The sequence below is a fragment of the Streptomyces sp. NPDC002896 genome, assembly GCF_040295225.1.
Taxonomy (GTDB): Bacteria; Actinomycetota; Actinomycetes; order Streptomycetales; family Streptomycetaceae; genus Streptomyces.
Genome location: NZ_JBEOVA010000017.1, coordinates 102921 through 122545, shown reverse-complemented (window position 1 = coordinate 122545; position 19625 = coordinate 102921). Strand labels below are relative to the sequence as shown.

Annotated in this window: 15 protein-coding genes; 9 read left to right on the top strand and 6 right to left on the bottom strand. The window is 70.8% G+C overall.

Annotated elements, in window-relative coordinates; genetic code table 11:
- Positions 1 to 49: 49 nt before the first annotated feature.
- The 3 genes from ABT009_RS28915 to ABT009_RS28905 form a co-directional block, all read right to left on the bottom strand.
- The gene (locus ABT009_RS28915; RefSeq protein ID WP_351301101.1) at positions 50 to 1105 is read right to left on the bottom strand and encodes a cytochrome d ubiquinol oxidase subunit II; all 1056 of its coding nucleotides are present in this window, start codon (positions 1103 to 1105) and stop codon (positions 50 to 52) included.
- Positions 1102 to 2529, bottom strand: coding sequence for a cytochrome ubiquinol oxidase subunit I (locus ABT009_RS28910; protein ID WP_502989983.1), 1428 nt, complete (start codon positions 2527 to 2529; stop codon positions 1102 to 1104). The genes ABT009_RS28915 and ABT009_RS28910 overlap by 4 nt, the downstream gene beginning before the upstream one ends.
- 128 nt (positions 2530 to 2657) lie before the next feature.
- A complete protein-coding gene (locus ABT009_RS28905) occupies positions 2658 to 3497 on the bottom strand; it encodes an SDR family oxidoreductase (RefSeq protein ID WP_351301095.1) in 840 nt (279 codons plus the stop codon).
- Positions 3498 to 3850: 353 nt separating this feature from the next.
- Between ABT009_RS28905 and ABT009_RS28900 the strand changes: the two genes are divergently transcribed.
- Positions 3851 to 4171: a hypothetical protein gene (locus ABT009_RS28900; RefSeq protein ID WP_351301092.1), complete on the top strand. Its 321-nt coding sequence runs from the start codon at positions 3851 to 3853 to the stop codon at positions 4169 to 4171.
- Between the two features lie 106 nt (positions 4172 to 4277).
- On the opposite strand, the gene ABT009_RS28895 is transcribed toward ABT009_RS28900, so the two are convergent.
- Complete coding sequence (locus ABT009_RS28895) at positions 4278 to 4688, bottom strand: cupin domain-containing protein (protein ID WP_351301089.1); 411 nt, start codon at positions 4686 to 4688, stop codon at positions 4278 to 4280.
- A gap of 319 nt (positions 4689 to 5007) precedes the next feature.
- Between ABT009_RS28895 and ABT009_RS28890 the strand changes: the two genes are divergently transcribed.
- Positions 5008 to 6237: a PP2C family protein-serine/threonine phosphatase gene (locus tag ABT009_RS28890; RefSeq protein WP_351301251.1), complete on the top strand. Its 1230-nt coding sequence runs from the start codon at positions 5008 to 5010 to the stop codon at positions 6235 to 6237.
- A 128-nt stretch (positions 6238 to 6365) separates the two neighbouring features.
- Here the strand turns inward: ABT009_RS28890 and ABT009_RS28885 are convergent, their stop codons facing one another.
- The gene (locus ABT009_RS28885; protein WP_351301248.1) at positions 6366 to 8093 is read right to left on the bottom strand and encodes a PucR family transcriptional regulator; all 1728 of its coding nucleotides are present in this window, start codon (positions 8091 to 8093) and stop codon (positions 6366 to 6368) included.
- 325 nt (positions 8094 to 8418) lie between these two features.
- On the opposite strand from ABT009_RS28885, the gene ABT009_RS28880 reads away from it, so the two are divergent.
- The 3 genes from ABT009_RS28880 to ABT009_RS28870 are packed head-to-tail and all read left to right on the top strand — an operon-like array spanning position 8419 to position 14020.
- Entirely contained in the window at positions 8419 to 9687 is a 1269-nt protein-coding gene (locus tag ABT009_RS28880; RefSeq protein ID WP_351301086.1) for an aspartate aminotransferase family protein, read from the top strand.
- Positions 9684 to 12575: an FAD-binding and (Fe-S)-binding domain-containing protein gene (locus ABT009_RS28875; RefSeq protein WP_351301083.1), complete on the top strand. Its 2892-nt coding sequence runs from the start codon at positions 9684 to 9686 to the stop codon at positions 12573 to 12575. Before ABT009_RS28880 ends, ABT009_RS28875 begins: the two co-directional genes overlap by 4 nt.
- Positions 12572 to 14020, top strand: coding sequence for an NAD-dependent succinate-semialdehyde dehydrogenase (locus ABT009_RS28870; protein WP_351301081.1), 1449 nt, complete (start codon positions 12572 to 12574; stop codon positions 14018 to 14020). Before ABT009_RS28875 ends, ABT009_RS28870 begins: the two co-directional genes overlap by 4 nt.
- A 111-nt stretch (positions 14021 to 14131) precedes the next feature.
- On the opposite strand, the gene ABT009_RS28865 is transcribed toward ABT009_RS28870, so the two are convergent.
- On the bottom strand, positions 14132 to 14875 hold the full coding sequence (locus ABT009_RS28865) for an IclR family transcriptional regulator (protein ID WP_351301245.1): 744 nt from the start codon (positions 14873 to 14875) through the stop codon (positions 14132 to 14134).
- Positions 14876 to 15137: 262 nt separating this feature from the next.
- Here ABT009_RS28865 and solA point away from each other — a divergent pair, with 262 nt between their 5' ends.
- The 4 genes from solA (at position 15138) to ABT009_RS28845 (ending at position 19624) form a co-directional block, all read left to right on the top strand.
- A complete protein-coding gene (gene solA / locus ABT009_RS28860; protein WP_351301078.1) occupies positions 15138 to 16271 on the top strand; it encodes an N-methyl-L-tryptophan oxidase in 1134 nt (377 codons plus the stop codon).
- Between the two features lie 5 nt (positions 16272 to 16276).
- Entirely contained in the window at positions 16277 to 17284 is a 1008-nt protein-coding gene (locus tag ABT009_RS28855; protein ID WP_351301075.1) for a succinylglutamate desuccinylase/aspartoacylase family protein, read from the top strand.
- Between the two features lie 107 nt (positions 17285 to 17391).
- On the top strand, positions 17392 to 18492 hold the full coding sequence (locus tag ABT009_RS28850; RefSeq protein ID WP_351301072.1) for an ABC transporter substrate-binding protein: 1101 nt from the start codon (positions 17392 to 17394) through the stop codon (positions 18490 to 18492).
- Positions 18485 to 19624, top strand: a complete 1140-nt coding sequence (locus ABT009_RS28845; protein ID WP_351301069.1) for an ABC transporter ATP-binding protein — start codon at positions 18485 to 18487, stop codon at positions 19622 to 19624. The genes ABT009_RS28850 and ABT009_RS28845 overlap by 8 nt, the downstream gene beginning before the upstream one ends.
- Position 19625: the final 1 nt, after the last annotated feature.

Genomic DNA, 19625 nt, shown 5'->3' with positions numbered 1-19625 from the left:
TCGCCCGGTTCCAGGACCAGCACGATCGGCGGTCCTTTCCCGGCCCCGTTCACAGCGGCGGGTTCTGGGGGTCCCGTCCGGGCGCCGTCTGTCGCAGGTCCGCCTCGGTGAGGGGCTGGAGGGCTCCGCGGGTGTCCAGCCGGTAGAGCAGCACGAGGGCCGGTCCGACGAGCACCACCGCGATGAGGGTGACCAGCATCATCCAGCGCAGCGTCGTCGACGCGCCGGCCGCCTGGGACACGGTCAACGAGGTGGGGATGAGATAGGGCCGCTGGGCCAGCCCCCACGCGACGACGACGAGAGCCACGCTGCCGACCGCGGTGATCCTCGCCCATCCCGTCGCGGTGCGGTACAGCAGACCGGCGGTGGCCAGCGCGCTGACGGCGGCCACCACAACGAGGGCGAGCCCGATTCCGCTGGTCAGGCCGGAGTGGACGTGGCGCGCGTCGTCATGGGTGACGGCGACGCCGACGATCGCGAGGACGGCGATGACGGCGAGGCTGCACCAGGCCCGCAGCCGGAAGTAACCGACGAGGTCGGGGGCGTCGAAGCGGCGGGCGTCGGCGGTGAGGAACACCGCCCCGAGGAAGGCGGTCGCGGCGACCGTGAGCAGCCCGGTGAGCACAGACGTCCCGTTGGACCATGCATCGGCGGACGCCTCCGTTCCCGGTGCCACCCGGCCCGTTGCGAGCCCCCCGATGACCGCTCCGAGGAAGAAGGGTGTCAGAAGCGAGGAGACGGCGAAGACGGCGCCGTAGAGCCTGCGCTGGGCGAGGCGTCGCGTGGGCTTGCGCAGGGCGAACCCGGCGCCGCGCAGGACGAGTCCCACAGCCGCGAGCGCCAGGGGGAGCCACATGGCCGAGAACACCGTCTGGAACAGGATCGGGAAGGCGGTCCACATGATCACCAGAACGAAGATGAGCCAGACGTTGTTGGTCTCCCACACCGGTGCCATGGCGTGATCGATGAGCCACCGGGGGCGCTTGCCGCGTTCGGGTCCGCCTGCGACGAGGTCCCAGAATCCGGCTCCGTAGTCCGCGCCGCCGGCACACGCGTAGGCGGCCACCGCGGCCAGCAGCACCCAGGCAACGAGGTCCTCGATCATGCGCCGTCCCTGTCCCTGCCGCCGGGGCCGTGATCGGCCGCGCCCGCGGCACGCCCGGCTCCGGCCGCGGACAACGGACGGGGCCCGTAGGGGGTGGCGCCTTCCAGGTCCTCGACTGCGGCTCTCGCGAGCCGGCCCTCGTCGGCCAGGCGCCACCGCTGGCTCATCTTCAGGAGGACGGTCAAAAAGGCGCCGAAGACGAGTACGTAGACCACCACGACGATGCCCAGCATCGTCCACAGCGACGCGGCGCGGGTGTCCGTCACCGCCTCGGAGACCCGCATGTTCTGGTACACGATCCAGGGCTGGCGGCCCACCTCGGTGGTGATCCAGCCGCACTCCACCGTCACCAGGCAGGCGCCGCCGGCGAGGGCGGCACACCGGAAGAACCACCGTGACCTGGGCAGGTCACGACGGCGTAGCCAGCACCAGCCGTACCAGAGGGCGAGCAGGACGAGCAGGCTTCCGATGGTCACCATGATGTCGAACGCCCAGTGGGCGATCGTGGCCTCGGTCGCTGTCGGGCGGTCGCTCGCGGGGACCGACGACAGGCCCGTCACCTTGGTGTCCGGGCTGAATCCGGCGAGGATCGAGTCCAGTTGCGGGATCTTGATCCCGCCGGAGATCGTCCCGTCGGGATGCATGCGCCCGAACATGTACTCCGGCACGTGGGTGTCGGTTTTCCAGACGATTTCCATGGCCGCGAACTTCACGGGCTGCTTGTGGAAGACAGAGCGGGCGATGGAGTCCCCGAGCACGAACTGCACGGGGGTGAGAATCGCGGCGACGGTGAACGGAAGGGTGAAGCCGAGCCGGTGATAGCGGTCCCGGCGGCCCCGCAGCCAGCCGGTCGCGTACACCCCGGCCACGACGTATCCCGCGGTCAGGATCACGCCGGCCACGAAGTGCCAGTACTCGGGGCCGAACATCGGTGTGAAGATCGCCTGCCGGACGTTGACGTTCACGGGGTTGCCGGACGGGTCGAGCGTGAAGCCCCTCGGGGTGTTCATCCAGGAGTTCGCGGCGATGATCCCGAACGCGCCCATCAATGCGGCCAGTGGCAGGGGCAGACCGAGCCAGAAGTGCGTCCACGGCTTGAGCCGGCGCCAGCCGTACAGATAGATGGCGATGAGGATCGCTTCGAGGAAGAACGCCCACGCCTCGACACCGAAGCCGAGGCCGAAGACGTCGCCCCACCGGCCCATCATGCCCGGCCACAGCAGACCGAACTCGAAGGAGAGCACGGTACCGGTCACGATGCCGATGGCGAACTGGACGGCCATGACCGCCGACCAGCGCCGCGCGAGCAGCAGGGCGATGGCGTCGCCTTTGCGCAGCCCGCGGTAGTGCATCAGGAGGGTGATGGCGGGCAGGGCCACGCCGAAGGGCACGAGCAGGATGTGGGAGGCCAGGGTGAAGGCCATGAGCTGCCGTGCCGGGAGAAGCTGTGGTGGGGCGTCCGCCAGAAACTCGATAGCGCTGTTCACATGGGCCTCGGTGGCTCGTACAGCATGGCTCGTACCGGATGGCGCTGAGAGGAAGCGAGCGCGCCTCAGCCGCCTGTCGCGAAACCGGGGAACAGCGTCATGCCACCGTCCACGTAGATCGTGGTCCCCACGACGTAGTCGAACATGTCGGATGCCAGCGCGACCACCGCGTTTGCGATGTCGTCCGGGTCGCCGACGCGGCGATAGGGGATCAGCCGCAGAAGCTCGGCCTCGGCCTCAGGGGTGTCCCAGGCGCTGCGGTTGATAGGTGTACGAATGGCTCCCGGAGCGACGGCGTTGACCCGGATCCTGTGGGGCGCGAGCTCCTGTGCGAGGGTCGCCATGAGCATCTGCACCCCGCCCTTGGAGGAGGCGTAGTTCGCGTGGCCCGACCAGGGGATGATCTGGTGGACCGAACTCATGCAGATGATCTTCCCGGCGGAACGGGAAACCTCCGCGACGACACCCCGCCGCAGGAATTCCTTGGCCGCTTCACGGGCGCACAGGAATTGGCCGGTCAGATTGACGTCCAGCACCTTGTTCCACTGGTCCAGGGTCATTTCGGTGAAAGGAGCATCGCGCTGGAGGCCGGCATTCGCCACCATGACGTCGATGGTGCCGAACTCCTTGACCATGCGAGAAACCATGTCGGCGACCCGGTCCTCCTGTGACACGTCCGCCTCGTGTGCGTAGGCGCGGACACCGAAACTCTCGATCTCGCGCACCACCTCTTCCGCGGCGTCCTGTCCGGCGACGTAATTCACCACGACATCGGCGCCGACCCGGCCCAGGCCGATCGCCGTGGCCTTGCCGATGCCGGAATTCGCGCCGGTCACCAGCGCCTTCTGTCCCTTGAGGAGCGGGTAGGCAAGGGGCTGGCGACCTTCACTGCCACTGGTTTCCACTCATGTCTCCCTGTGGGTTTCGACGCAAGGACCCGAAGAATTCGCCCCACAACGAAAGCATCGACGGGTCCGCCCGGCTCGATGCCACGTCTCCCGCTAGTCCGTAGTGGGTGCTGTCCCGGGCTGAACGGCCCAATGCCGGCTCGATCGCACAAAGCACCGGAACGCGGCTGACCACGCCGAGCTCAGGATGCGATGCGTTCACCCGAATGATCCAATGGTTGTAACGACGAGCACTCAAGGTGCAGCGTGCGGAATTTCGGAGCCGGCGGAGGCTCTCATCAGCTTTTTCCGCTGATGTCCAGTCCAGAGGCCGACGGGGTGCCCGCCCCGGCCGTTGAAGGGAACCAAGCATGACCGCACTACCCACCAAGGCGGTCGGCCGTGAGGCACCGCCACGCACGTCACCGGAATCGCGGGGGAGGGTGGTCGACGCCAGGGCCGCAGCCGACCGTGTCGTCTCGGGCAACGCGGTCACGCTCGACGTGCTGGGCCGACGGGTGGAACTGCCACCAGCCGATCAACTCGCCTTCCTCGCCGGCCTGGGTGTGCTCGCGGCGTGCGAGATCATCGAGTGGCCGGTCGCGCTTGTGTTGGCCGTCGGGCACAAGCTCGCCCACAGCCACCACAGCCGGGTGCTGCGGGAATTCGGGGACGCCCTAGAGGAGGCGTGAGCGCGTCCGGGCCGGGGCTTGGCCATGTCGGCCGGGCCGGGGCTGGCGTTGCCGTGCACGGCAACGCCCACGTCCCGGGGCCCGCGCACCGGGTCGGGGTGGCGTCTCAGCCTTGTGCCGGCCTGTCGACGCCTTGTCCCGGCGGCCCGTCGATGTTGAACGTGGACTGCCCGGTCCCGGCCCTCACGACGATGATGTCGGCCGGCTCCGTCGAGAGGTTGCTCTCCCGATGGACGGCGCCCTTCGGTACGTACACGAAGTCGCCGGGACCGGCTTCCACTGTGTTCGAGCCGTCCGGGCCGAACTCCATCTTCAGGGATCCGGTGAGGAGGTAGATCACCGATTCGTACTCGCCGTGGTGATGCCAGCCGGAGACCATCCCGGCCTCGGTGCGGACGAACCCGGACCATGTTCCATCGGTGGCGAAGGCCTCCTGCCGGTCCATTCCCGGGGTGCTGGGCCCCGGCCGTCTGTCGGCAGGTGTGGCCACGAGAACCTGATCATGCCGAAGGTCCATGACGACTCCTTCCGCTCGGGCCGTCGAGCCCTGTCGGGGGCTCGGCACCGACCTGCTTGGGTGGCCATGTCCCCTGATCAGCAGGCTAGCTGAAGCCTGGTCCAGGCCACAGCGCGGCTTCTGGTGCCACGGCAAGGCACCGCGCCCGCAGCCGTGCGACCCGGGACCGCCGAGGCGGAAGGAAGCGGCCGCGCTGCGGAATCTAGTGGCCAGCGCCGTCGCGGCGCGCGGCTGAGCTGGGCGGACAGTAGCGTGAGAGGTACGGGGCGGCGTCCGCAGGGCGGAAGGGAGAGGGGGAAGGGCGGTGGCCGTGTCGGGCATGGATTACGCGGCGCTGTTCGCCGCAACGCCGAGCCCTTATCTGGTGCTGGACCCGGACCTGGTGATCGTCGAGGTCAACCAGGCGTACCTGGACGCGACAGGGCGGACCAGGGAAGAGCTGATCGGGCAGCACATCTTCGCGGCCTTCCCTGACAACCCGGCCGACCCCGAGGCCGACGGGGTGCGGAACCTGAACACCTCGCTGCAACGGGTCCTGGCCTTGCAACTGCCCGACACGATGGCGCTACAGAAGTACGACATCCCGGTCATGCGTCGGCCCGGTGTGTTCGAGGAGCGGTGGTGGTCGCCCATCAACACCCCGGTCCTCGGACCGGACGGGTCGGTGGCGTGGATCATCCACCGGGTGGAGGACGTGACCGCGTTCGTCAAGTCCCGCGCCCCCCGCGCCCAGCCGCCGGCCAAGCTGCTCGCCGAGCGGGAGGCTCTGGAGGCCGAGCTGTACGCGCGGGCCCGGGAGCTGCAGCGGCTGAACGAGGAGCTGCGGCAGGCCCACACCCGCGAGCGCCAGGTGGCCGTCACCCTGCAGGAGGCCATGCTCCAAGTCCCGGACCTGGCCCGGCACCAGAACATCGCCGTGCGATACCTGCCCGCCACCGGATCGCTGAACGTATGCGGCGACTGGTACGACGTGGCAGACCTGACCGACGGCCGCTTCTCCGTGGCAGTCGGCGACGTCGTCGGCCACGGCCTGGAGGCCGCCGCCGTCATGGGCATGCTCCGCAGCGCGCTGAGCGCCGCCATCCGCGCATTGGAACGGCCCGCCCAGGCGCTGGAGGTGCTGGGCCTGTACGCCCGCTCGGTCGAGGGCGCGCTGAACACCACCGCTGTCAAAGCGCTGGTGGACCCGGTGAGCTGCCTGATCATCTACAGCAACGCCGGCCACCCGCCCCCGGTGCTGGTGCACGCCGGAGGCGCCTGCGAGCTGCTGGACCGGGCCACCGACCCGCCCTTGGCGGTTCGTCCCCAGCACGTCCCCCGCCCCCAGGCCACCGCGACCTACAGCCCCGGCGACACCCTGGTGCTCTACACCGATGGCCTGATCGAACGCCGTGGCGAAGACCTCGACGTCGGCCTGGCCCGGCTGACCGACATCCTCGGCCAGCACAGCCGGCTCGACCCCGAGGAGCTGGCCGAGACCCTGCTGGCCCGGCTCGGACTGGCGGGCGGCGGCCGCGACGACACGGCCTTGATCATCGTCCGGTTGTGATCACCCCACTCCGTGACGTTCGGGGGAGCCACCTTCACCACCGGCCACATCCTGCATGCCGACTTTGACGGAGTCGTACTTCTGCCGGCCTGACGGCACCGCAGCGGGCGCGGGGACTACTCGCGGTGTCAAGGACGTTGGGCTCGAAGGACGTCAAGAGCCGTGAGCGCCACGTGCAGTTGGGTGCGTTGTTCGCCGGATTCGAGGTCGCAGTCGAGCAGGCGCTCGATGGTGCGCAGGCGTTGGTAGACCGTCTCCCGGGACAGGCCGCCGCGGCGTGCGGCGGTCGTCTTGTTGCCTGCCGCGTCCAGGTAGTGGCGCAGGGTCGTCAGCAGGTCCGTGCCGTGTCGGGTGTCGTGGTCGATGAGGCGGCCGAGCTGTCGTTCGGCGTAGTCCTGGATCCGGGTGTCGTCGCGGAGCGCGTACAGCAGGCGGCGCAGGCCGATGTCGGACAGTTCGTGGAAGGACCTGCCTTCGGGGAGGGGCTGGCCGGGCAGGGCCGCTTCGGACACGCGGGCCGCCTCGCGGAAGGAACGGGCGGCGTCGGAGAGGTCCGTGACTTCGGAACCGACGCTCACGACCGCCTGCGGGTCCAGCTCCAGCGCGGTACGGCTCAGTCGCTCGACCGTGGGCCGCCACGGGTGGGCGGGGCGCAGGGCCAGCAGGATGCCGAGGCGGCCGGTGGCCAGTCGGCCGACGAGTGCCGGCACTCCGGCCGTGCGCAGTTCGTGGGTCAGGTGGGTTTCCGGCTCGGCACTGCCGGTCTGCGTGCGGATGTCGCCGTCGGTCCCCGTGCGGGTGTCCAGGAGTACGGCGAGGAAGCTGCTGTCCTCGGTGGGCAGGCCCAGTGCCGCGACGCGGGCACGGGCGTCCTCGGGGGAGCGGTGGCGCTGCTCGGCGAGGTCCCGCAGGGCGCTTCGGTGCGCCGTGCGTTCCCAGGGCGTCGGGTGGATGAGGCGCGCGATGGTCAGGGCCATCGCCGTTCTCTCGAGGACGGTGACGTCCTCGGGGCCGAACGTCCCCGTAGCGCCGACAGTGGTTCCCGTAGCGTCGAGCGCGGTTTCCGTTGCGCCGAGAGCGCTCGCAACCCCGGAAGCCGACGTGCCGGACGGGGCGGGGAGCATGGCCACCCGGCCCCAGCGCTCGCCCTGGTATTCCACGGGTGCCACGAGCCAGCCCTCGGGGCCGCGCACCTCCGTGTGATCGCCCGGCGGGGTCGACCTGGAACGCTGTTCCCAGTCGGTGAGCGCCTCCTCCACCGTGCTGCCCGAGGGCTCGCAAATCAGCGCCTGGTGGACCAGGTTCTCCAGTACGACCGTGCGGCCGCTCATCTCCGCTGCCGCGCGCACCACGTCCTCGGGCCCCGCGCCGCGCAGCGTCAGTGCGGTGAACGCCTCGTGGATCCGCTGGCTTCTGCGTATCGCGTCGGCCTGGTTGCCGAGGATGAGGGCGTGTACGACCTGGGTGACCTCCAGGAAGTTGACGTCCTTGGCCAGGGTGACGAGGGGGAGGCCGCGGGTTCGGCAGGCCTGGACGAGTGGGTCGGGCGGGCGGTGGTAGCGGCGGACGAGTTCGATGACCAGGGCCGCGGCTCCGATGTCGGCGAGTTCGTCCACGTACCGGCGTACGCCCGCTGCGTCCTCGGGCAGGGGCATGCCGGTGGTCAGGACGAGTTCGCCGCCTTTGAGGAAGGAGGCGGGGTCCGTCAGCTCGGTGATGTGGACCCACCGGACGGGCCGGTCGAGGCGGGTCACGCCCGTGACGACCTGCGGCTGCCCAGCGGCCAGGACGGGAAGGGCGAGGACGTCGGCCACGGTGAGCGGGCGGCCGGCCGTGGCGGCGTCCCGGTCGGCCACGTGTGCGTCCGGGTCGCCCGCGTTTGCGCCCCGGTCGGCCACGGTCGCGTCCTGGTCGTGCGTGTACGGCGACCCGGCCGTTCGGTGGTTCTCGCTCACGGTGCCTCCCTGCTTGCCCGGTCACTCTGACAAGCGGCGCTGACCTGCGCAAGAGCCGTCCGACGGCGGTCGCGGCGGTGCGAATGGGGCGCGGAGGCCCGGGGCGGTTGACACAACGTCCGAACACCGCGTCCCAGCTGGACAGATCACGCGTTGGCTTCGTCTGTGGCGGCCGAGAAGCTCGGAATACCGCAGCAGACCACAACGCATGGGCCGGGAGACGAACATGACCGCACTGTCGCCGCACCTTCGCCAGGCCACGCCCGTGGTGGCGGTCCGGGGCGAGGGCGTCCACCTCTACGGCGAGGACGGCCGCCGCTATCTCGACTTCACCGCCGGAATCGGCGTCACCAGCACGGGCCACTGCCACCCCAAGGTCGTGGCGGCCGCCCAGGAGCAGGTGGGCACGCTCGTCCACGGCCAGTACACGACGGTCATGCATCAGCCGCTGCGGCGGCTGGTCGACAAGCTCGGCGAGGTGCTGCCGGCAGGTCTGGACAGTCTGTTCTTCACCAACTCCGGCAGCGAGGCCGTCGAGGCCGCGCTGCGGCTGGCGCGCCAGGCCACCGGCAGGCCGAACGTCCTTGTCTGCCACGGAGGTTTCCACGGCCGGACCGTGGCCGCCGCCTCCATGACCACCTCCGGCACCCGCTTCCGCTCCGGCTTCTCGCCGCTGATGAGCGGCGTGGTCGTCACCCCGTTCCCGACCGCCTTCCGCTACGGCTGGGACGAGGAGACCGCCACCCGCTTCGCCCTCCAGGAGCTCGACTACACGCTCCAGACCATCTCCTCGCCCGCCGACACGGCCGCGATCATCGTCGAACCGGTGCTCGGTGAGGGCGGGTACGTGCCCGCGACCCGCGCCTTCCTGGAGGGGCTGCGGGAGCGCGCGGACCGCCACGGCTTCCTGCTCATCCTCGACGAAGTGCAGACCGGCGTCGGCCGCACCGGCCGGTTCTGGGGGCATGACCACTTCGGCGTCACCCCGGACATCCTCATCACCGCCAAGGGTCTGGCCAGCGGTTTCCCGCTGTCCGGCATCGCCGCATCCGAGGAGCTGATGCGCAAGGCGTGGCCCGGCTCGCAGGGCGGAACGTACGGCGCCAACGCGGTGGCGTGCGCCGCGGCCTGCGCCACGCTCGACGTCGTACACGACGAGAAGCTCGTCGAGAACGCCGAGGCGATGGGCGCACGGCTGCGCGCCGGCCTGGAGGCGGTGGCCGACCGGACTGCGGCCATCGGGGACGTACGGGGCCTCGGGCTGATGCTGGCCACTGAGTTCGTCACCGAGGACGGCAGCCCCGACCCCGAGACCGCCGCCCGAGTGCAGCAGGCCGCCGTCGACGAGGGCCTGCTCCTGCTGCTGTGCGGGGCCTGGAACCAGGTCGTGCGGATGATCCCGGCGTTGGTCATCGACGAGGCGGCCGTGGACGAGGGCCTCCAGGCGTGGGCGGCCGCGGTGGAGGCCGGCACCTCGGCAGCGTCGGACCGATGACGGACGCCACCGGCGACCTGGCGGGTCTGCTGACCCGCATCGCCGAGACCGCGCCCGGCCTACGGGTGGAGACGGGGCCGGGACGTACAGGACCGTACGCCTACGACGCCTCCAACTACCGTGTGCCGCCGCGGGCCGTGGCCTTCCCGCGCACCGCCGACGACGTGTGCGCGGTGCTGCGGGCCTGCCGGGAGGCGGGCGTCCCGGTCACCGCGCGGGGCGGCGGCACCAGCATGGCGGGCAACGCCGTCGGACCGGGCGTCGTCCTGGACTTCTCCCGGCACATGAACCGGATCCTGGACATCGACCCGGAGGCACGCACCGCTCGCGTCGAGTCCGGAGTGGTCCTCGACGCGCTGCGGGATGTGGCCGGCGAGCACGGGCTCACCTTCGGCCCCGACCCGTCCTCGCACAGCCGCTGCACCCTCGGCGGGATGATCGGCAACGACGCGTGCGGCAATCGGTCGGTGCGGCACGGGCGGACCAGCGGCCACATCGAGTGCCTGGAGATCGTCACCGCCGACGGCGTGTGCGTCGTTGCAGACCGTGTCGGGCTGCGCGCGGCCGACCCTGACGACCCCGACGCGGTGGCGCGCGTCGCCCGCCTCGAAGCGGACGTACAGCGGCTGATCGCCGACAACCTGGCGCCGATCCGCACCGAACTGGGCCGCATCCCCCGCCAGGTCTCCGGCTACCAACTCCACCATCTGCTGCCGGAGAACGGCTTCGACATGGCCCGCGCCCTGGTCGGCACCGAGGGCACCTGCGCCGTCGTCACGGCGGCGACGGTACGCCTGGTGGCCACCGCACCGGCCTCGGCACTCCTGGCCCTCGGTTACGACGCGGTCGTCGACGCCGCCGAGGACGTCCCCGAGATCCTGCGCTGGTCGCCCACCGCCGTGGAGGGCATGGACGAGGCGATCGTCGCCACGATGCGCGCCCGCCGCGGTCCCGACTCCGTCACCGGACTGCCCGAGGGACGCGCCTGGCTGTATGTCGAACTCGATGGTGACGACGAGGCGACGGTCACCACGCGTGCGGCCGAACTGCTGGACGTGCTCAAGGCCCGGGGCCGGATGACCGGCGGACGGGTCGTGGAGAGCGCGGCCGAACGGCGCTCGCTGTGGCGGGTCCGCGAGGACGGAGCAGGGCTCGCCGCGCGCCTCGTGGACGGCGGGGAGTCCTGGCCCGGGTGGGAGGACGCGGCGGTCGCGCCCGAGAATCTCGCCGGTTACCTGCGGGACTTCCGGGAGTTGTTGGCCGCTCATGGGCTCACCGGCGTGCTGTACGGGCACTTCGGTGCCGGGTGCGTGCACGTGCGCATCGACTTCGACCTCGCCACGGATGCCGGCCGGGCAGCCGCCCGCCGGTTCCTCGCCGAGGCGGCCGCCCTGGTCGTCGAGCACGGCGGGACGCTGTCGGGTGAGCATGGCGACGGGCGGGCGCGCGGTGAGCTGCTGGAGATCATGTACAGCCACCGGATGATCGGGGCGTTCGGCGCCTTCAAGCGGATCTTCGATCCTGACGGGCTGCTGAACCCCGGCGTCATCGTCGCCCCGGCCGCACTCGACGCGGACATGGCACTGCACAACACCCCGCTCCTCGAAACGGTGTTCACCTTCCCGCACGACGAGGACGGCTTCGCGGGCGCGGCCCGCCGCTGTGTGGGCGTGGGCCGCTGCCGCAGCGACGCAGGCGGCGTGATGTGCCCCAGCTACCGGGCCACCGGCGATGAGAACGACTCGACCCGCGGCCGGGCCCGCCTGCTGCAGGAGATGGTGCGCGGGGAGACGATCAAGGACGGCTGGCGGTCGACGGAGGTCCGCGACGCCCTCGACCTGTGCCTCTCCTGCAAGGCGTGCTCCACCGACTGCCCGGTCGGCGTCGACATGGCCACGTACAAAGCCGAGTTCCTGCACCGGCACTACAAGGCCCGGCTGCGGCCCCGCTCCCACTACTCGCTGGGCTGGCTGCCCCTGACCTCCGCCCTCGCCGGATACGCAGCCCGGCCGGTCAACTCGCTGCTGCGCGGGGCGCTCGGCAGACTACTGGCCCGGCTCGGGGGCGTGACCACACGCCGTACGATCCCCGCGTTCGCCTCCCGGCGCGCCCTGCGCTCCGTGCTGCGCGAGACCAGGACCGACGGACAGGCGAAGGCGCTGCTCTTCGTCGACAGCTTCACTCGCGCATTCCGCCCCGAAGTGGCGGGCGCCACCGTCCGCGTACTCGCCGACGCCGGAATCCCCAGCACGGCGCAGGACGGCCTGTGCTGCGGCCTGACCTGGGTCAGCACCGGCCAACTGTCCGTTGCACGCCGCGTGATGGCGCGTACGGTGGCCCGTCTCGACGGCACCGGCGACGGCCTGCCGATCGTCGTGGCGGAGCCCAGCTGCGCGGCCGCACTCAAGCGCGACGTGCCCGAACTCCTCGGCACCGACGCCGCCCGGCGCGTCGCGGCCCGAGTCCACACCCTCACGGGCGCCCTGACCGACCTCGCCGCGCCGGAGTGGAGCCCCCGGCCCCTGCCGGAGAACGTCGTGCTGCAGACCCACTGCCACGAGTACGCCACCTTCGCCGGCCGCCGCCCGCGCAACCTGCTGCGCCGACTCGGCGTACGGACGGTCGACGAGGCCGAGGGCTGCTGCGGGCTCGCCGGGAACTTCGGCTTCGAGGAGCAGCACTACGACACTTCGATGGCCGTCGCCGACCTGGCGCTGAAGCCACGACTCGACAAAGTCGCCGACGGTCCGACCGCGCGGACCGTCGTCGTGGCCGACGGTTTCAGCTGCGCCACCCAAGTCGGCCACCTCGCCGGTGGCCGCGGCGTCCGCGCCCTCCATCTCGCAGAACTGCTCGACCCCGCCGACCAGCCAGGAGAGACACCGTGAGCATCCTCAACGACGTACCCAAGCAGTTGTTCATCGGCGGTTCCTGGGTGGACGCCGCGGACGGCGCCACCATGCCCGTGGACGACCCCGCGACCGGCGAGATCCTCTGTCACGTCGCCGACGCCGGCCCCAAAGACGCCCGGCTCGCGGAGGACGCGGCCGTCCAGGCGCAGGAGGAGTGGGCCCGTACCGCGCCGCGGGCGCGCAGCGAGATCCTGCGCCGCGCGTACGAGATCATCCTCGACCGCGTCGACGAGCTCGCCCTGCTGATGACGTCCGAGATGGGCAAGCCGCTGGCCGAGGCTCGCGGTGAAGTGGCGTACGCGGCCGAGTTCTTCCGCTGGTTCTCCGAGGAGGCCGTGCGCATCGACGGCGGCTACGGCACCCTGCCCGACGGCCGCAACCGCATGCTGCTTTCGCGCCGCCCGGTCGGGCCCTGCCTGCTGATCACCCCGTGGAACTTTCCCCTGGCCATGGGCACCCGCAAGATCGGCCCCGCGATCGCGGCCGGCTGCACGATGATCCTCAAGCCGGCTCCGCAGACCCCGCTGTCCAGCCTCGCGCTGGCCGGGATCCTGAAGGAGGCGGGACTGCCGGACGGCGTGCTGAACGTCGTCACCACCTCCCGCGCGGGAGAGGTCTGCGAGCCGCTGCTGCGCGGCGGCCGGGTCCGTAAGCTCTCCTTCACCGGCTCCACCCAGGTCGGGCGGCTGCTGCTCGTGCAGTGCGCCGACACCGTCGTACGCACCTCGATGGAGCTGGGCGGCAACGCGCCCTTCATCGTGTTCGACGACGCCGACCTGGACGTGGCCGTGGACGGCGCGATGACGGCCAAGATGCGCAACATGGGGGAGGCGTGCACCGCCGCCAACCGCTTCTTCGTCCACCGGTCGGTGGCGGAGGAGTTCGCGCAGCGGCTCGCCCAGCGAATGGGGGCGCTCGTCGTGGGTCCCGGCACCCGGGACGGAGTCGACGTCGGCCCGCTGATCGACAGGGCGGGGCGCGCCAAGGTCGAGGAACTGGTCGCCAATGCGGTGGAACGCGGCGCCCGGGTGCTCGTAGGCGGCCGTACCCCGGAAGGCCCGGGCTGCTTCTACCCGCCGACGGTACTCACCGACGTCGACCCGGAAAGCCGCCTGATGGAGACGGAGATCTTCGGACCGGTGGCCGCGATCCTCACCTTCGACGACGAAGACGAGGTCGTACGCCGGGCCAACGACACCCCCTGGGGCCTCGTCGGCTACGTCTTCACCGAGGGCCTGGCCCGCGCCCTTCGCGTCAGCGAACGACTGGAGGTGGGCATGGTTGGGCTCAACACCGGTCTCGTCTCCAACCCGGCCGCACCGTTCGGCGGCGTCAAGCAGTCGGGCCTGGGCCGCGAGGGCGGCCGGGTCGGAATCGAGGAGTTCCTGGAGTACCAGTACTTGGCGGTGCCGGTGAGGTGACGCGGTCGCGCCCCGTTAAGGGGCGCGGGGCTGTGACATCATGCGGCTCCGCCGCGTGGGCGCGACCAGCCACAACCGACCCGCAGTTCCCCAACTACCTTTTCCGGCTCTTCAAGCGGAGCGCCTGGCCGCGATCTCCGCGGCCGTGTCCGCGACGAGTCGCCCCAGTTCGGGCAGCTTCTCCGCGTCGTACCGCGAATCCGGCATGGACACCGCCACCGCCGCAAGCGGCGTGCCGTCCTCGTCCAGGATGGCCGCGGCGACCGCGCACACGTCCGGCCGGTACTGATTGCGGTTCACCGAATAGCCGTCGGCCCGCACACGCTCCAACTCGGCCCGCAGCTGGTCGGGATCGGCCGGCGTGGAGTCGCTGTAGCTCTCCAGCCCGCGGCTGATGAGTTCGTCCACGTCGGCCTTCGGCAGGTGCGCGAGGATCGCGCGCCCCGTGGCGGTGGCATGCAGCGGTGAGGTGTCGCCGATGGCGTAGAACGTGCGCACCGCGTGATTGCAGTCCACCCGGTCCACCACCACCATGCACTGCAGTGCGTCCGGCACCGAGAGATGGATGGTCTCGTTCAACGCGTCGCGAAGCCGCATCATCGGCTCCCGCGCGGCGGCGAACAGGCTCGAACCCTGAAGCGCAGCCGGCCGGACGGCGAGCACGCGGGCACCGATCTCCCAGCGCGTGGTGTCCTTGCGGTTCGCTCGCAGCCATCCGGCTTCGTTCAGCGTGACCAGAGTTCGCTGGACGGTCGACTTGGGAAGCCCGAAGAGCTTGGTGAGTTCCCCCACGGTCACCGGTTGGTGCTGAGCTACCGCCTCCAGGATCCGCAGCGACCTGGTGACGCTCTTCATTTCCATCGGATTTCCCCCGTTAACTCTGCGAATCCCTTGTGTGCACCCTCTTGACTCCCCTCGAACGGCACTGCCATTCTCGTGCCAGATTCTAGCACAGCGTTCCACAATGTGGCACGGCAGCTTCTCGAGAAGGCTACCGAAGCCCCTAAGCCCGGACGGTGTGAACCCGGCCTCCGCGGCCACCGCCCCCTCCGGAATTCCGAAGTCCGCAAGACCGGGCGCCCCAGCATCCACGCCCCGGGAGACGAAAGGAACCCCCGTGTCTGGCAGCAAGCGCGTCGCCGTCGTCGGCGTCGGAACGATGGGCAGCCAGGCCGCCTGGCGCCTGGCGGCCCGCGGAGCCGAGGTCGTCGGGTACGACCGCTTCGCCCCGGGCCACGACCGCAGCGCCGCCGGCGGCGAGACCCGGATCTTCCGCAGCGCGCACTTCGAGGACTCCCGGTACGTTCCGCTGCTGAAGCACGCCGACGCCCTGTGGGAGCAGTTGCAGCAGGAGGCGGGCCGCGAGTTGCGCCGGCTGACCGGATGCCTGCTGATGGGGCCTACCGAGCACCAACAGATGGCGACCGTCCTTCAGTCCATCGCCGAACACGGCCTCGACCACGAGGTGTTGGACGCCCAGTCCCTCGCCAAGCGCTTCCCGCAGTTCCGGATCGAGGACGGCGACGCGGCCGTGCTCGACCGCCACGCGGGCTACATCAGGCCCGAGCTGACGATCCAGACCGCCGCCCGCCGCGCCGAGCAGCTCGGCGCCCGTATCCACCGCTACACCGCGGTCCGCGAGATCGCGCCGAGCGGCGACGGCGTGGAAATCCGCACCGACGCCGGGAGCGAGCGATTCGACGCGGCCGTGGTCACCGTCGGCCCGTGGGTGAACGACCTGCTGCCGGACCTGCCGTGGGAGGTGGACATCCGCCGGCTGATCAACGCCTGGTACGTGCCCACCACCGACGCCTGGTTCGGCGAGGAGCGCCCGGCGTTCATCCGTACGGCGCCCACCCACTGCTACGGCCTGCCGTCGCCGGACGGCGTGTCCGTCAAGCTCGGCCTGTCCCGCGCCCTGCACCGCCCCGTGAACGACCCGAACCGCCTCGACCGGACGGTGGAGCCGGAGGAACTGGACGTCTTCACCGAACTGCTCGGGCGCTACATGCCCGACCTGCACCCCGACCCGATCCGGCTCTCCGTCTTCATGGAGGGCTACACCGAGAGCAGCCGCCCGCTCGTCGGCCCGCTGCCCGGCAACGACAACGTGGTGCTCCTCGCCGGGTTCTCCGGCCACGGCTTCAAGCTCTCGCCCGCCATGGGCGACATCGCGGCGGACCTCGCGCTGGACGGCACCTCGGCCCAGCCCATCGACTTCATCTCCACCCTCGACCGTGCGGAGGCGTGACACCGATGACCAACAACACGACGACCCCGCAGGCCCTGACCGTCGCCGGGCTGAGCGCCGAGCCCGGCACCAAGGCCCGTGGCACCGTCCGCGCCGACCTGGGCACGCTCACCCTGGACATTCCGCTGACCCTGGTGAGCGGCATCCGCCCCGGCCCTCGCGTGGTGATCACCGCGGGCGTGCACGGCGGTGAGTTCATCGGGGTGGACGCCGCCACCAGGCTCGCGGCCCTGCTGGAGCCCGGCGAGGTAAGCGGCCAAGTCATCATCTGCCCGGTCGCCAACCCCCCGGTCGCGTACCAGGGTCGCGTCGACACCTCCCCGCTCGACGGCGTGAACATCAACCGAGTCTTCCCCGGCGACCCCGACGGCGGCCCCACCGAGCGGCTGGCCGCCTGGCTCTTCGCCCACCTGGTCGACGGCGCCGACGCCTACGCCGATCTACACTCCGGCGGCATCGACGAGACGCTGATCAACTTCGTCGGCTACCGCCTCACCGGCGACGCGGACCTCGATGCGAAAGCCGCGGCCATGGCGCGCTGCCTCGGCATCGAGGACGTCGTCCTCGGCCTGAACGCCGACGGCGGCAACAGCCACGCGGCCGCCGCCCGTCGTGGCATCCCGGCCGTCCTGGTCGAGTCCGGCCAGCTGGGCGAGCGCGACGCGGCCGCGGCCCGCCACCTCGTCGACGGACTCCACAGGCTGCTGCGCCGACTCGGTGTCCTCGACTCGAACGGCACGTCGGACGAGCCCGCCGCCGTACGCGCATGGGTGTGGGCCGGAGCCGTCGCCGCCGAGGCCACGGGCCTGTGGTACCCGGAGTTCACCGCCGGAGACGACGTGACGGAGGGCCAGGTCGTCGGCCACATCATCGACCCGGCCGACGGCGCGGAGCACAAGGTCCACGCCCCGGTCTCCGGGCGGATCTTCTACGGGATGCACGGACTCACGGTCGCCCCCGGCGCCGAGCTGGCTGCCATCGCCGCCCCCGCACCCCGGGACTCCGGCGACTGATACCCCCTGTAGCCCCCCCGCGAACCGCCCGCACGACCAGAACGAGACCCCACCAGCACGCACCCCCACTCTCCCCTCAACACGCACCGCACCCCCAGGAGGCCCCGGTGAGCAATGTCCGGATAGACCGCAGAGTGTTTCTGCGCGGAGTCGGCGGAGTCGCGGCAGGCATCGCCGCCACCTCGCTCACCGCGTGCGGCACCGGCACCAGCCGGTCCGTCGACAGCGGCGGCAAGAGCTCCAAGACGCTCGTCGTCCGCGACAGCGGCGGCACCTACGGCGAGGCCAACCAGAAGGCCATCTACGACCCGTTCACCAAGGAGACCGGCATCCGGATCGAGGTGGTGAACATCCAGTACGCGCAGATGCTCGCCCAGATCCAGCAGGGCCGACCGCAGTTCGACGTCATCGACGACTCGATGGCCGACTTCCTGCGCTTCAAGAAGGCGGACGCGACCGAGGACCTGGACTACGACCGGCTGAAGAACTTCAAGAACGCCGGCATCGCCAAGTCCCTGGTCACCTCCAACGCGATCGGCAAGAACTACTGGGCCAGCGTCATGGCGTACCGCACCGATGTCTGGGGCCGGAAGAAACCTGCCTCCTGGGCCGACTTCTGGGACACCAAGGCGTTCCCCGGCGACCGCGCCCTCCAGGACCTGGACGCGGACCTGCCCGAGCTGGAGTTCGCCCTCCTCGCCGACGGCGTACCGATGGACAAGCTGTACCCCCTCGACGTGGACCGCGCCTTCAAGTCCCTGGACAACATCAAGGGATCTGTCAAGAAGTTCTGGGACACCGGCGCCCTGCCCGGCGTGCTCCTCGGCCGCAAGGAGGTCGTCGCCTCCAGCGTCTGGCACGGCCGCCTCGACGACCTGATCAAGCAGGGCTCGCCGCTCGCCTACCAGTGGAACGGCGCCCGCCGGCAGAGCAACGCCCTCGGCATCGCCAAGGGCGCCGCGAACCTCGACGCCGCCTACCAGCTCATCGATTTCGCGCTGCGGCCCGAGGTGCAGGCCCACTACGCCGAGCTCTACCCGATGGCCCCGTCGGTGCCCGCCGCCTACAAGAAGCTCTCCTCGTCCACCGCCGCGAACCTGGGCAGCTCCCCGGAGCACCTGAAGTCCGGCTTCGACCTGGACGTCGAGTGGTGGCACGAGAACCAGGACGCCGTGGCCAAGCGCTGGCAGGAGTGGATGCATGCCTGAGCTCGACGTGATGTCACAGCCCCCGGTGGTGTCCTCGCCACCGGACACCGGCACCGGAAAACCCCTGTCCGTAACCGGACTGCGCAAGACGTACGGCGGAGTCACCGCCGTCGACGAGGTCTCCATGGAGATCGCGGCAGGCGAGTTCGTGACCTTCCTGGGGTCCTCCGGCTCCGGCAAGACCACCACGCTGATGATGATCGCCGGGTTCTGCGAGCCCGACTCCGGCAGCATCGTCGTGGGCGGCCGTGACGTGACCCGCCTGGCTCCGCAGAAACGCGGCCTGGGCTTCGTCTTCCAGCAGTACCTGCTCTTCCCGCACATGACGGTGTGGGACAACGTCGCCTTCCCGCTGCAACTGCGCGGTGTGCCGAAGGCCGAGCTGCGCCGCCGTGTCAGCGAGACCCTGGAGATGGCCGGGCTGTCCACCATGGCCCAGCGCCGTCCGCGCGAGCTGTCCGGCGGACAGCAGCAGCGCGTCGCGCTGTGCCGGGCCCTCGTCTACCGGCCGCCCGTGATCCTTATGGACGAGCCGCTCGGCGCCCTCGACAAGAAGCTGCGTGACCAGCTCCAGACCGAGATCAAGCGCATCCAGCGCGAACTCGGCCTGACCGTCATCTACGTCACGCACGATCAGGAGGAGGCCCTCGTCCTCTCCGACCGGATCGCGGTCATGCGCGACGGGCGGATCGACCAGTTCGACACCCCGAGGGAGCTGTTCGAGCGCCCGCGCACCCCCTTCGTCGCCGACTTCCTGGGCGCCGCAAACTTCCTCCCCGGCCGCATCGAGGAGCAGACGGGGGACCACACACTCGTACGGCTCGACACGGGCGGTCTGCTGAAGGCCCGCCCGCAGGCGGTCCCGGAGGCCGCGCGGGTACGGGCCGCGGTCCAGCCCGGCCGGCTCGGGCTGTGTCCGGCCGGCGACGGGTTCTGTACCGGGACCGTGGAGACGGTCACCTACGTCGGCACGCTCGTACGCGTCACCGTCCGGCCGACCGGCGGCGCGGACACCGAACCCGTACGGCTGGAGCTCCCGGCCGGACGCGCCCCGGCCACCGGCGAGCGCGTCGGCCTGACCTCCGATCCGGACGACGTCAGTGTCTTCCCCGACGCGGAACAGGGCGGGTGAG